Source organism: Paracoccus sp. MC1862, from assembly GCF_016617715.1.
In the GTDB taxonomy this organism is placed as follows: domain Bacteria; phylum Pseudomonadota; class Alphaproteobacteria; order Rhodobacterales; family Rhodobacteraceae; genus Paracoccus.
The window spans coordinates 2,845,304-2,857,156 of sequence record NZ_CP067225.1 but is presented as its reverse complement, the minus strand read 5'-3'; the positions used below and the strand labels follow the sequence as shown (position 1 = coordinate 2,857,156).

At 66.0% G+C, this 11,853-nt stretch carries 18 protein-coding genes and 1 pseudogene; 2 read left to right on the top strand and 17 right to left on the bottom strand.

What is annotated here, in order from left to right; translation table 11 throughout:
- Positions 1 to 18 precede the first annotated feature (18 nt).
- A complete protein-coding gene (locus JGR78_RS14145) occupies positions 19 to 876 on the bottom strand; it encodes an ureidoglycolate lyase (protein ID WP_182803339.1) in 858 nt (285 codons plus the stop codon).
- Positions 877 to 1,049: 173 nt separating this feature from the next.
- Between JGR78_RS14145 and JGR78_RS14140 the strand changes: the two genes are divergently transcribed.
- The gene (locus JGR78_RS14140) at positions 1,050 to 2,714 is read left to right on the top strand and encodes a long-chain fatty acid--CoA ligase (protein ID WP_304612827.1); all 1,665 of its coding nucleotides are present in this window, start codon (positions 1,050 to 1,052) and stop codon (positions 2,712 to 2,714) included.
- A 39-nt stretch (positions 2,715 to 2,753) separates the two neighbouring features.
- On the opposite strand, the gene JGR78_RS14135 is transcribed toward JGR78_RS14140, so the two are convergent.
- Positions 2,754 to 4,196 (bottom strand): aldehyde dehydrogenase family protein, encoded by a 1,443-nt coding sequence (locus JGR78_RS14135; protein WP_182791783.1) that lies wholly within the window; start codon positions 4,194 to 4,196, stop codon positions 2,754 to 2,756.
- Positions 4,197 to 4,395: 199 nt separating this feature from the next.
- On the opposite strand from JGR78_RS14135, the gene JGR78_RS14130 reads away from it, so the two are divergent.
- Entirely contained in the window at positions 4,396 to 5,052 is a 657-nt protein-coding gene (locus JGR78_RS14130; RefSeq protein WP_182791596.1) for a peroxiredoxin, read from the top strand.
- A 42-nt stretch (positions 5,053 to 5,094) separates the two neighbouring features.
- On the opposite strand, the gene JGR78_RS14125 is transcribed toward JGR78_RS14130, so the two are convergent.
- From JGR78_RS14125 to rplV, 15 genes and pseudogenes are all read right to left on the bottom strand, one after another.
- Positions 5,095 to 5,382, bottom strand: coding sequence for a hypothetical protein (locus JGR78_RS14125; RefSeq protein ID WP_182791595.1), 288 nt, complete (start codon positions 5,380 to 5,382; stop codon positions 5,095 to 5,097).
- A 115-nt stretch (positions 5,383 to 5,497) separates the two neighbouring features.
- Positions 5,498 to 5,683 (bottom strand): 50S ribosomal protein L30, encoded by a 186-nt coding sequence (gene rpmD, locus JGR78_RS14120; RefSeq protein WP_182791594.1) that lies wholly within the window; start codon positions 5,681 to 5,683, stop codon positions 5,498 to 5,500.
- Between the two features lie 11 nt (positions 5,684 to 5,694).
- Positions 5,695 to 6,288, bottom strand: coding sequence for a 30S ribosomal protein S5 (gene rpsE, locus JGR78_RS14115; protein ID WP_182791593.1), 594 nt, complete (start codon positions 6,286 to 6,288; stop codon positions 5,695 to 5,697).
- Between the two features lie 107 nt (positions 6,289 to 6,395).
- Positions 6,396 to 6,755 (bottom strand): 50S ribosomal protein L18, encoded by a 360-nt coding sequence (gene rplR, locus JGR78_RS14110; protein ID WP_182791592.1) that lies wholly within the window; start codon positions 6,753 to 6,755, stop codon positions 6,396 to 6,398.
- An 11-nt stretch (positions 6,756 to 6,766) separates the two neighbouring features.
- On the bottom strand, positions 6,767 to 7,300 hold the full coding sequence (gene rplF / locus JGR78_RS14105; RefSeq protein ID WP_182791591.1) for a 50S ribosomal protein L6: 534 nt from the start codon (positions 7,298 to 7,300) through the stop codon (positions 6,767 to 6,769).
- 12 nt (positions 7,301 to 7,312) lie between these two features.
- On the bottom strand, positions 7,313 to 7,711 hold the full coding sequence (gene rpsH, locus JGR78_RS14100; RefSeq protein ID WP_182791590.1) for a 30S ribosomal protein S8: 399 nt from the start codon (positions 7,709 to 7,711) through the stop codon (positions 7,313 to 7,315).
- Between the two features lie 13 nt (positions 7,712 to 7,724).
- Positions 7,725 to 8,030 carry a 30S ribosomal protein S14 gene (gene rpsN / locus JGR78_RS14095; RefSeq protein ID WP_182791589.1) on the bottom strand — a complete coding sequence of 102 codons (306 nt, stop codon included), beginning with the start codon at positions 8,028 to 8,030 and terminating at the stop codon, positions 7,725 to 7,727.
- Positions 8,031 to 8,049: 19 nt separating this feature from the next.
- A complete protein-coding gene (rplE, locus tag JGR78_RS14090; protein WP_182791588.1) occupies positions 8,050 to 8,610 on the bottom strand; it encodes a 50S ribosomal protein L5 in 561 nt (186 codons plus the stop codon).
- Positions 8,610 to 8,915, bottom strand: coding sequence for a 50S ribosomal protein L24 (gene rplX / locus JGR78_RS14085; protein ID WP_182791587.1), 306 nt, complete (start codon positions 8,913 to 8,915; stop codon positions 8,610 to 8,612). Before rplX ends, rplE begins: the two co-directional genes overlap by 1 nt.
- Positions 8,915 to 9,283 carry a 50S ribosomal protein L14 gene (gene rplN, locus JGR78_RS14080; RefSeq protein ID WP_182803341.1) on the bottom strand — a complete coding sequence of 123 codons (369 nt, stop codon included), beginning with the start codon at positions 9,281 to 9,283 and terminating at the stop codon, positions 8,915 to 8,917. Before rplN ends, rplX begins: the two co-directional genes overlap by 1 nt.
- An 87-nt stretch (positions 9,284 to 9,370) precedes the next feature.
- Complete coding sequence (gene rpsQ / locus JGR78_RS14075) at positions 9,371 to 9,628, bottom strand: 30S ribosomal protein S17 (protein ID WP_182791586.1); 258 nt, start codon at positions 9,626 to 9,628, stop codon at positions 9,371 to 9,373.
- 10 nt (positions 9,629 to 9,638) lie between these two features.
- Entirely contained in the window at positions 9,639 to 9,845 is a 207-nt protein-coding gene (gene rpmC / locus JGR78_RS14070; protein WP_182791585.1) for a 50S ribosomal protein L29, read from the bottom strand.
- Positions 9,846 to 10,228: 383 nt separating this feature from the next.
- A complete protein-coding gene (rplP, locus tag JGR78_RS14065; RefSeq protein ID WP_182791584.1) occupies positions 10,229 to 10,642 on the bottom strand; it encodes a 50S ribosomal protein L16 in 414 nt (137 codons plus the stop codon).
- A gap of 13 nt (positions 10,643 to 10,655) precedes the next feature.
- Positions 10,656 to 11,372, bottom strand: a complete 717-nt coding sequence (gene rpsC / locus JGR78_RS14060) for a 30S ribosomal protein S3 (RefSeq protein ID WP_182791583.1) — start codon at positions 11,370 to 11,372, stop codon at positions 10,656 to 10,658.
- Between the two features lie 101 nt (positions 11,373 to 11,473).
- Positions 11,474 to 11,851 (bottom strand): annotated as a pseudogene (rplV, locus tag JGR78_RS14055) (50S ribosomal protein L22); the annotation flags it as partial.
- Positions 11,852 to 11,853: the final 2 nt, after the last annotated feature.

The window sequence follows — 11,853 nt, the reverse complement described above, 5'->3', positions numbered from 1 at the left end:
AGGCCCGGCCTGCGTCGGTCAGCCCTGCGCGACCACCTTCTGGGTCTGCACGCCCAAGCCCTCGATCCCCAGCCGCATCACCTCGCCGCCTTTCAGGAAGACCTTGGGGTCCTGCCCCATGCCGACGCCGGGCGGCGTACCGGTGGTGATGATGTCGCCGGGCAGCAGCCGCATCAGCCGCGAGCAATAGGCGACCAGTTCCGCCACCCCGAAGACCATCGTCGCGGTCGAGCCGTCCTGATAGCGCCTGCCGTCCACCTCGAGCCAGATCGCCAGCGCCTGCGGGTCGGGGATCTCGTCGGTCGTCACCAGCCACGGCCCGATCGGGCCGAAGGTGTCGAAGCCCTTGCCCTTGTCCCAGGTGCCACCGCGCTCAAGCTGCCATTCCCGCTCGCTGATGTCGTTGACGACGCAGTAGCCCGCGACATGCCCGAGGGCCGCGTCCACCGGCACGTCCGAGGCGGGCTGGCCGATGACGATGCCCAGTTCGACCTCCCAGTCGGTCTTGGTGGAACCTTTCGGCAGGCGCACCTCGTCGTCGGGGCCGGTGATGCAGCTTGTCCACTTGGCGAAGACGATCGGCTCGGTCGGGACCGGCATCCCGGATTCCGCCGCGTGATCGGCATAGTTCAGCCCGATGGCGATGAACTTGCGCACATCCCCCACGCAGGGGCCGAGACGCAGGTTCCCCTGCGGCGTGCCCTCGACCAGCGGCAGGGTGGCGGGGTCCAGCGCTGCCAGACGCGCCAGCCCCTCGGGCGTCAGAACCTCGCCCGCGATGTCGGCAACATGGGCGGACAGGTCGCGCACCCGCCCCCCGGCATCCAGCAGCCCCGGCTTTTCCGATCCGGCCGGTCCATGGCGCAGCAGTTTCATCTTCCCCTCCGTCAAATCCGCGGCGACGATAGGCAAGGCGGCAGGGCGCGGCAATCCAGGCGCGCGGCGGATTTCCGTCAGGCGGACCTGCCGTCGCGCCCTGTCGCGCGCCAAAACACTTGCGGCAGGCGGGCGGTGGACGCAGTGTCTTGTCGTCAAAAAAGGGGGAAACCATGCTGCTTGGCCAGATGATGCACCAGCCGCTGAGCGTCGGTTCGCTGATCGACCACGCCGCGCGCTATCACGGCGACACCGAGATCGTCTCGGCCCTGACCGAAGGCGGATTCGAGCGGACCACATGGGCCGAGGTCGCCGCCAACGCGCACCGGATCGGATCGGCCCTGCGGGCGCGGGGGCTGCAACCGGGGGACCGGGTGGGGACGCTTGCCTGGAACAACCGGCGGCATCTGGAACTGTATTTCGGCGTGCCGGGCATGGGGATGGTCTGCCACACGCTGAACCCCCGGCTCGCGCCCGAGCAACTGGTCTATATCGTCAACCATGCTGCCGACCGCATCCTGTTCATCGAGCGGACCTTCGTGCCGCTGATCGCCTCGGTCCGCGACCAGTTGCCGACGCTGACCGGCATCGTCCTGCTGGGCGGACGCGACGAGGAACTGGCCGCGCAACTGCCGGGCCTTCTGTTCCACGACGAGCTGCTGGTCGAGGGCGATCCCGCCGCGCCCTTTGCCGAGGTCGATGAAACCTCGCCCTCGTCGCTCTGCTATACCTCGGGGACGACCGGCGATCCCAAGGGGGTGCTTTACTCCCACCGTTCGACGCTGCTGCACGCGCTTTGCGTCAACAACCGCGACGGGCTGGGGATCGGGGCCACGGATTCGGTCATGCCGGTCGTGCCGATGTTCCACGTCAACGCATGGGGCATCCCCTATGCCTCGGCCGCCGTCGGCGCGCGGCTGGTGATGCCGGGGCCGAGGCTGGACGGCGACAGCCTCGCGCGGCTGATCATCGACGAAAGCGTGACGCTGGCGGCCGGGGTGCCGACGATCTGGCTGGGGCTGCTGATCGCGCTGGACGGCATGGACGAGAAGCCCACCACCTTCAAGCGCACGGTCGTCGGCGGCTCGGCCCTGCCGCCGTCGATGCGCGCGGCCTTCCGCGACCGCTATGGCGTCGAACTGATCCATGCCTGGGGAATGACGGAAACGAGCCCGCTCGGCACGCTGAACGCGCCCTTGGCCAAGCACCTGTCGCTGCCCTTCGAGGAACAGGACCGCATCGGCAACGGCCAGGGCCGCCCCCCCTATGGGGCCGAGTTGCGGATCGTCGATGCCGAGGGCCGCGTCCTGCCCAATGACGGCACGACCGAGGGCGAGTTGCAGATCCGCGGCCACTGGGTGCTGGACAGCTATTTCGGGCATGAGAAATCCGCCCTGACCTGGGACGGCTGGTTCGGCACCGGCGACGTGTCCACCATCGACCCGAACGGCTACATGGTGATCCGCGACCGATCCAAGGACATCATCAAGTCGGGGGGCGAATGGATTTCCACCGTCGATCTGGAAAACATCGCCGTGGGCCATCCCGAGATTGCCAATGCCGCCGCCATTGCCGCCCGGCATCCGAAATGGGACGAGCGCCCGGTGATCTGCGCGATCAGGCGGTCGCAGTCGGCCCTGAGCGAAGAAGAACTGCTCTCCTGGTATGACGGCAAGGTGCCGCGCTGGCAGCGGCCCGACCGGGTGATCTTTGTCGAAACCCTGCCGCTGGGCGCGACCGGCAAGATCGTCAAGGCAACCCTGCGGGAGACCTATGGCGACGTGCTGTGGGAGGATGCGATGAAGGAACTGGAAGCCGAGCGGGCGGCGCAGGGCTGAGCCGTAAGGGCGCCCTGCGGGGCGCCCTCCATGTCCGGGTCAGGCGTCGTTGTCCCAGCCCGAGATCTGCTTGGAGTCCATGAACTCCTCCAGCCCCCAGACCCCGCCCTCGCGGGCGCGCCCCGAGGCCTTGACCCCGCCGAAGGCGGAACCCCGGCCGCGGTTCACGCCGTTCGTCTCGATCATCCCGGCCTTGAGCTGCCGGGCCAGCCGGTTCCGGCGGGCGCCGTCCTGCGTCTGGACGTAGTTGGTCAGCCCGTAGATCGTGTCGTTGGCCAATTCGACGGCTTCCTCCTCACTGTCGAAGGGGGTGATCGACAGCACGGGGCCGAAGATCTCCTGCCGGAAGATGGTCATGTCGCGGGTCACATCCGCAAAGACCGTGGGACGGACGAAATAGCCGCGGTTGACGCCTTCGGGCAGGCCGGGGCCGCCGGCGACCAGCCGCGCGCCCTCGTCGATGCCGGTCTGGATCAACCCCTGGATCTTTTCCCACTGCTGCTTGCTGACCACGGGGCCAATATGCTTGCCCGCTTCATGCGCGCTGCCGACGGTGGTTTCCTCGGCCACGCGAGCGGCGGCTTCGACCGCCTGCTCGTAGAAGGACCGCTCGACCAGCATCCGGGTTGGCGCGTTGCAGGACTGCCCCGAGTTGTAGAAGACATGCCGCGTCCCGCGCGTCACCGCCTTCTCGTCGGCATCGGCGAAGACCACGTTCGCGCCCTTGCCGCCCAGTTCCAGCGCCACCTTCTTCAGCGAATCCGCCGCCGCCTTGGTGATGGCGATGCCCGCGCGGGTCGAGCCGGTGAAGGACACCATGTCCACGTCCGGATGCGTGGACAGTTGCGTGCCCACGCCCGCGCCGTCGCCGTTCACCAGATTGAAGACGCCGGGGGGCAGCCCGGCCTCGTGGATCATCTCGGCAAAGACCATGGACGAGATCGGGGAGATTTCCGAGGGCTTCAGCACGACGCTGTTGCCCGCCAGGATCGCCGGGATCACCTTCAGCGTGACCTGGTTCATCGGCCAGTTCCAGGGGGTGATGAGGGCCACGACGCCGACAGGCTCCCACGCGACCATGCTGGTGGGGGCGTGGGAGCCAAGGGGCCGGATGAACTCGAAGTCGCGGAAGCTGTTGATGAAGGTCTCGATATGGAACGAGCCAGACTCGGCCTGGTCGCCCTTCGACATGTCGGTGGGGGCGCCCATCTCGCAGGTCATGGCATGGGCCACGTCGTCGTTGCGGCGCTTGTAGATTTCCAGCAGCCGCTCGGCGAAACCCAGCCGCTCGGCCGGGGGCGTCGCCGCCCAGCCCGGCTGCGCGGCCTTGGCCGCCGCCACGGCGCGGTCGGTATCTGCCTGCCCGCCCAGCGAAATGACGGCAAAAGGCTCCTCGGTCGTCGGGTCGATCACCTCAAGGTCCTGAGCCCCGGCGGGGTCCACCCAAGCGCCATCGATGTAGAATTTCCGCTTGTCTGCCAGTTCGGCCATGTCGCTCTCCCTTGCCGGCTTGTTGTCGGGCCACAGCGTTGCACCCGGTCATTCCCGGCGCAAGGTTGGCAAGGCTGACGATCTGATTGATTCGGCCGGCGTTCCGCAGGCGAGTCCTTCACGCGCCCAGTGGCATTTTACCGGCAAGGGCTTATCTCTGCGACAACCTGCCGCTTTGAAGGAGCATCCCATGGCCCTGCGCATCAACGACATCGCCCCCGACTTCACCGCCCGGACGACCGAGGGCGAGATCCGCTTCCATGACTGGATGGGCGACAGCTACGCGATCATCTTCAGCCATCCGCGCGACTTCACCCCCGTCTGCACGACCGAATTCGGCGTCGTGGCGCAACTGGTGCCTGAATTCGAGAAGCGCAACACCAAGGTCCTGGGCGTGTCGGTGGACAGCCTGGAAGACCACGGCAAATGGAAGCGCGACATCGAGGCGGTCGCGGGCTGCCCCGCGAATTTCGCGATGGCGGACGACACCTCGCTGACCATTGCCAAGCTTTACGACATGTTCCCCGCGGATGCCTCGCTGCCTGACGACCGCACGCCGGCGGATACCGCGACGGTCCGCAGCGTCTTCATCATCGGGCCGGACAGACGGGTGCGGCTGACGATGACCTACCCGATGTCGGTGGGGCGCAACTTTGCGGAAATCCTGCGGGCGCTGGACGCGGTGCAGGCGACGGACGGGGTGCCGATCTCGACCCCCGCCAACTGGAACCCGGGCGAGGACGTGATCGTGGCCCTGTCGCTGAACGACGAGCAGGCCGAAGAACGCTTCGGCAAACTCACCAAGACCCTGCCCTATCTGCGCTATGTGGCGCAGCCCCGGCGCTGAATGGGAAAACGCCCCGGCAGTGTCGGGGCGTTTGCTTTCGGGTCAGCCGCAGGTCACGCCGACCAGGCGGCCGCTGCGGTCATATTCGAAGTTCAGCCGCGCCGGGTTCACATCCGTGGCGACGGCCTCGCCGCTGCGATAATGGCGGAACTCGGTGCCAGGCGGCAGGGTGATCGCCGGCGACTGCTGCCCGATATAGGACTGGTAGTCGGCGGCGGTGCACTCGGTCGCCGCCGGGGGCACGATGATCGTGGTGGTCGAGGCTGGCTGGGCGCAGGCCGCAAGGACTGCAGTGCCGCCAAGGACGGCGAAAAGGCTCAGGTGGCGCATGGCATTTCTCCTTTGCTGTGGCGAAACGCCGGAACCCCGGGGATCGGTTCCCTTGTCCTCGGGGTAAGACCCCGCGATCAAAGGAAAAGGCCGGGGCAAACCCCGGCCTTGTCGATCAGTTCTTTTCCTCGACGATCTTCGCCAGATGCGGGATCGCGTTCACCATGCCGCGGATCGCAGGGGTGTCCTCCAATTCGCGGGTGCGGTGCATCTTGTTCAGCCCAAGACCCTTCAGCGTCGCGCGCTGTTCCTTGGGACGGCGGATCGGCGAGCCGATCTGCTTGACGACGATGGTTGCCATCTCGCTTCTCCTCAGGCTTCGGCCATGGCCGGTTCGGCCTCGGCTTGGGCGGGTTTCGCGTCCTGCGAGGGCAGGATCTCGGCGACCTTCTTGCCGCGGCGCTGCGCCACCGAACGTGGCGAGGCCTCGGCTTTCAGGCCGTCGAGGGTGGCGCGGATCATGTTGTAGGGGTTCTGCGACCCCAGCGACTTGGCCACGACGTCCTGCACGCCCAGCATCTCGAAGACGGCCCGCATCGGGCCGCCGGCGATGATGCCGGTCCCCGGAACGGCCGTCCGCATCACGACGCGGCCCGCGCCGTGGCGGCCCTCGATGTCGTGGTGCAGCGTGCGGCCGTCGCGCAGCGGCACGCGGATCAGACCGCGCTTGGCCTGCTCGGTCGCCTTGCGGATGGCTTCCGGCACTTCCTTGGCCTTGCCCTTGCCGAAGCCGACGCGGCCCCGCTGGTCACCGACGACGACCAGTGCGGCGAAGCCGAAGCGCTTGCCGCCCTTGACGGTCTTCGACACGCGGTTGATCGCAACCAGACGATCGGCGAATTCCGGGGTTTCGTCCCGGTCCCGGCGGTCGTCGCGGCGACCCCCGCGGTTATCACGTTCTGCCATGAGGCATCCCTTGCATTCTGGCGCAGGGTCCGCGCCGGTTGATCCGATCCAGGTGAGCCGAAGGGCTCCCGGATCATCGGGGTGGCGTCACCGCCACCCGCAGTCGCTTAGAACTTCAGACCGCCTTCGCGGGCCGCGTCGGCAAGCGCCTTGATCTTGCCGTGGAACAGGAAGCCGCCGCGATCGAACACGACCGCCTCGACACCATTCGCCTTCGCGCGTTCCGCGATGGCCGCGCCGATCTTGGCCGCAGCCTCGACGTTGTTCTTGCCGACCAAGCCCAGATCCTTTTCCAGGGTCGAGGCGGAAGCCAGCGTCACGCCCTGCGCGTCGTCGATCAGCTGGACGCTGATGTTCTTCGACGAGCGGTGGACGGACAGGCGCGGACGTCCAGCGGACATCTCGCGCAGTTTGTTCCGAACGCGCAGGCGGCGCTTCTGGAACAGCTCTCTCTTGTTCAGTGCCATTTGCGCGATCCTTACTTCTTCTTGCCTTCCTTGCGGAAGACCTGCTCACCCTTGTAGCGGATGCCCTTGCCCTTGTAGGGCTCGGGTTTCCGCCATCCGCGGATGTTGGCGGCGACCTGGCCGACGACCTGCTGGTCGATGCCCTCGACCACGATCTCCGTCTGCTTCGGCGCGTTCACCGAGACGCCTTCCGGCGCCTCGAAGATGACGTCGTGGCTGTAGCCGAGCGCCAGCTTCAGGGTCTTGCCCTGCATCGAGGCCCGGTAGCCGACGCCCTGGATCTCAAGCTCGCGCTTGAAGCCCGTGGTCACGCCGGTGACGAGGTTTTCCACCATCGACCGCGACATCCCCCACTGCTGGCGGGCGCGCTTGGACAGCCCGCGCGGCTTCACCGAAACGGTGCTGCCGTCCAGGACCAGGTCCACGTCATCCGTCGCGGTGAAGGTCCGCGTGCCTTTGGGACCCTTGACCGAGATGGTCTGGCCCCTGACTTCGGCCGTCACGCCCGAGGGCAGTTCGACCGGCTTCTTACCAATCCGAGACATCCTGCCCCCCCTTTAGAACACGGTGCAGAGGACTTCGCCGCCGACATTGGCGTTGCGAGCCGCTGCATCCGTCATGACGCCCTTGGGCGTGGACACGATCGAGACGCCGAGGCCGTTGCGGACCTGCGGCAGGGCCTTGGCGCCGGCATAGACGCGGCGGCCAGGCTTGGAGACGCGAGCCAACTCGCGGATCACCGGGGTGCCCTCGTAGTATTTCAGGCTGATCTCGATTTCGGTGTGACCGGCGTCGGTCGTCACCTCTTCATAGCCGCGGATGTAGCCCTCGGCCTTCAGCACATCCAGGACCCAGGCGCGCAGCTTGCTGGCCGGGGTGCGGACGGTGGATTTCCCGCGCATCTGAGCGTTGCGGATGCGGGTCAGCATATCGCCGAGCGGATCGTTCATCGACATCTGTGCCTCTCCCTTACCAGCTCGACTTCACGAGGCCGGGGATCTGGCCGAACGAACCGAGTTCGCGCAGCATGATCCGCGATACCTTCAGCTTGCGATAATAGGCGCGCGGGCGGCCCGTCAGTTCGCAGCGGTTCTTCAGCCGGGTCGGCGATGAGTTGCGCGGCAGCTCGGCCAGCTTCAGCGTGGCCTTGAAGCGCTCTTCCATCGGTTTCGACTGGTCGTTGATGATTTCGTTCAGAGCCGCGCGCTTGGGGGCATACTGGGCCACCATCCGCTCGCGCTTCTTCTGACGTTCGATCATGGATTTCTTTGCCATATCGTTCTTCCTCGCGCGATCAGCTGTTGAACGGCATGTTGAAGTGCTTCAGCAGCGCCTTCGCCTCGGCATCGGTCTTCGCATTGGTGGTGATGATGATGTCCATCCCCAGCACTTCGTCGACCTTGTCGAACTCGATCTCGGGGAACACGATCTGTTCCTTGAGACCCATGGCATAGTTGCCGCGGCCGTCAAACGACGAACCCTTGACGCCGCGGAAGTCGCGGACGCGGGGCAGCGCGATGTTGATCAGGCGGTCCAAGAATTCATACATGCGGTCGCCGCGCAGCGTGACCTTGCAGCCCAGAGGCATTTCTTCCCGCACGCGGAAGCCGGCGATCGACTTCTTGGCATGGGTGATGACGGCCTTCTGGCCGGCGATCAGGGACAGTTCCTCGGCGGCCTGCTTGACCTTCTTGGTGTCCTTGACCGCCTCGCCCACGCCCATGTTCAGGACGATCTTGTCCAGGCGCGGGATCTGCATGTCGTTCTTGTAGCCGAACTCTTCCTTCAGAGCGGCACGGATGCGGTCGCGGTATTCCGCCTTGAGCCGCGGGGTATAGGTCGCTTGATCCAGCATCAGATCACGTCTCCCGTGGTCTTGGCGAAGCGGACCTTGCGGTCGCCTTCCATGCGGAAGCCGACGCGGGTCGGTTTGCCGTTGGCGTCCGTCAGCGCGAGGTTCGACAGGTCGATCGGCATGTTCTTTGGAACGCGGCCGCCGGGCGAGGTCTGCGACTGGCGGGTGTGGCGCAGCACGATGTTCACGCCGTCCACGACCGCCTTGTTGTCCTTGGGCATCACCTGCGTGATCTCGCCGGTCTTTCCCTTGTCCTTGCCGGCCAGAACGACGACGCGGTCACCCTTCTTGAGCTTGGCGGCCATTACAGCACCTCCGGCGCAAGCGAGATGATCTTCATGAAGTTCTTGGCGCGCAGCTCGCGCACGACCGGCCCGAAGATGCGGGTGCCGACCGGTTCGCCCTGGTTGTTCAGGATGACGGCGGCATTCGCGTCGAAACGGATCGAGGTGCCGTCCTGGCGCTTCACTTCCTTGGCGGTGCGCACGACGACGGCCTTGCGGACGTCGCCCTTCTTCACGCGGCCGCGCGGAATGGCTTCCTTGACGGAGACGACGATGATGTCGCCGACCGACGCATAGCGCCGGTGCGATCCGCCCAGAACCTTGATGCACTGCACCCGGCGAGCGCCGGAGTTGTCAGCAACATCCAGGTTGGTCTGCATCTGGATCATGGTTTGCTCCCGACCTTTGGGGACCGGTTGCAGTCCCGGCCCCAGGGTTTCGCTATATCAACGGGCCGGGCGGCCCGCCGTTGTTCCTCAGGCCTGAACGGCCTCGGCTGCCGTCTCGTTCATGAGGACGGTCCAGCGCTTGGTCTTGGACATCGGCGCGCATTCGATGATGCGCACGGTATCGCCGACCTTGTAGGTGTTGTTGGCGTCATGCGCCCGGTACTTCTTGGACGAGCGGACGATCTTGTGCAGCACGGGGTGCTTGAAACGGCGCTCGACCAGAACGGTGACGGTCTGTTCGTTCTTGTCGCTGGTAACGCGGCCTTGCAGGATGCGTTTGGGCATGGGCCGCTCCTCAGTTCGACGCGGCCGCGTCGGCGGCCTTCTGGTTCATGACGGTCAGCACGCGGGCCACGTCCTTGCGGACGGTGCGCATCCGGGCGGTCGATTCAATCTGTCCGGTGGCCTGCTGGAAGCGGAGGTTGAACGCCTCCTTCTTCAGCGCGACCAGCTGCTCGCGCAGCTGCTCGGGCGTCTTGTCTTTCAGTTCCTGCGCTTTCATGCGCCCGTTCCTTTCAACATCACCGGAAGGCCCCAGTCGCCTGGGCCACCCTGATTCCCGGTGGAGTTCGAGATGAAGGCCTGCGCATACGCGATATTTGCCTTGGCGGCAAGCAAAGATGCGCCCCGGACCTGTGCTATTTCGCGCAGGAGGCAAGCCAGCCAAGAAAGACCGGATCGTGCGGATCGTCATTCACAGAGCTCTGTGCGTTTTGGCAGTCCGCAGAAACTTCGCCGTGCCGCGATGTTGAGATCCACACCGCGCCGGACATGATCAGCAGAGCGGCAACAAGCTTGAGCGCCAGCCTGGTCCCTCCAATGCAAAGCCCCGCCGTTTCCGGCAGGGCTTCTCGTAGTCGCAGGGTGCGTGGTTCACACCACCGATCACCAATCTTCGCGATGCACGATCCGGCTAAGCACCGGCAGCTTCATCGCGCCGAGGCGCAGCGCCTCGCGGGCCACCTCGTCCTCGACGCCGTCGATCTCGAACATGATCCGACCGGGGTGGACGCGGGCGGCCCAGAAATCGACCGAGCCCTTGCCCTTGCCCATCCGCACTTCGGTCGGCTTCGACGACACCGGCACGTCCGGGAAGATGCGGATCCAGACGCGGCCCTGGCGCTTCATGTGGCGGGTGATCGCGCGGCGGGCCGCCTCGATCTGGCGCGCGGTGACGCGCTCGGGTTCCGTCGCCTTCAGCGCGTAGGAGCCGAAGTTCAGGTTGAACCCGCCCTTGGCCTCGCCGTGGATGCGGCCCTTGTGCTGTTTGCGGAACTTGGTCCGTTTCGGTTGCAGCATTGTTCCCTACTCCTCAGCGCGCGTCGCGGTCGCGGCGCGGACCACGAGATGCCGGACCTTCCTGCGCCTCGGCGGCGCGGCGGTCGTGCGCCTGCGGGTCGTGTTCCATGATCTCGCCCTTGAAGACCCAGACCTTGACCCCGATGATCCCGTAAGGGGTCTTCGCTTCGGACAAAGCATAGTCCATGTCGGCGCGCAGCGTGTGCAGCGGCACCCGGCCCTCACGATACCATTCGGTCCGCGCGATCTCGGCGCCGCCCAGGCGGCCGGCGACGTTGACGCGGATGCCGAGCGCTCCCATGCGCATCGAGTTCTGCACCGCGCGCTTCATGGCGCGGCGGAACGACACCCGGCGTTCGAGCTGCTGGGCGATCGATTCGGCCACGAGCTGGGCGTCCAGCTCGGGCTTGCGGACCTCGACGATGTTGAGGTGCAGTTCCGAGTCGGTGAAGTTCGCCAGCTTCTTGCGCAGCGTCTCGATGTCGGCACCCTTGCGGCCGATGATGACGCCCGGACGGGCGGCATGGATCGTCACGCGGCACTTGCGATGCGGACGCTCGATGATGACACGGCTGACGCCGGCCTGCTTGGCTTCATCGTGGATGAACTCGCGGATCTTGACGTCCTCGAGCAGCAGGTTGCCGAAGTCCTTGCTTTCGGCGAACCAGCGGCTGTCCCAAGTGCGGTTGACCTGCAGGCGGAACCCGATGGGATTGACCTTCTGACCCATTACGCGAGCTCCTCGGCAGCGGCTTCGGGGGTGGCGGTGACTTCGGCCTGACGGTTCGACGCCGTGCGCTTCTGCGACTTCGCCGCCTTCTTCGCGGCCTCGGCCGCTGAGTCGATCTCGCGCACCATGATGGTGATTTCCGAGAACGGCTTCATGATCTTGCCGAACCGGCCACGGGCGCGCGGACGGCCCCGCTTCAGCACCATGTTCTTGCCGACCCAGGCTTCGGCGACGACCAGTTGGTCGACGTCCAGGTTGTGGTTGTTCTCGGCATTGGCGATGGCCGACTGCAGGCATTTCTTCACGTCGCCCGCGATGCGGCGCTTCGAGAAGGTGAGATCGGCCAGAGCCTTTTCCACCTTCTTGCCGCGGATCATGGCGGCGACGAGGTTCAGCTTCTGCGGCGAGGTGCGAAGCATCTTGGTCTTCGCCATCGCCTCATTGTCCGCCACGCGGCGCGGATTGTTTTCCTTACCCATGA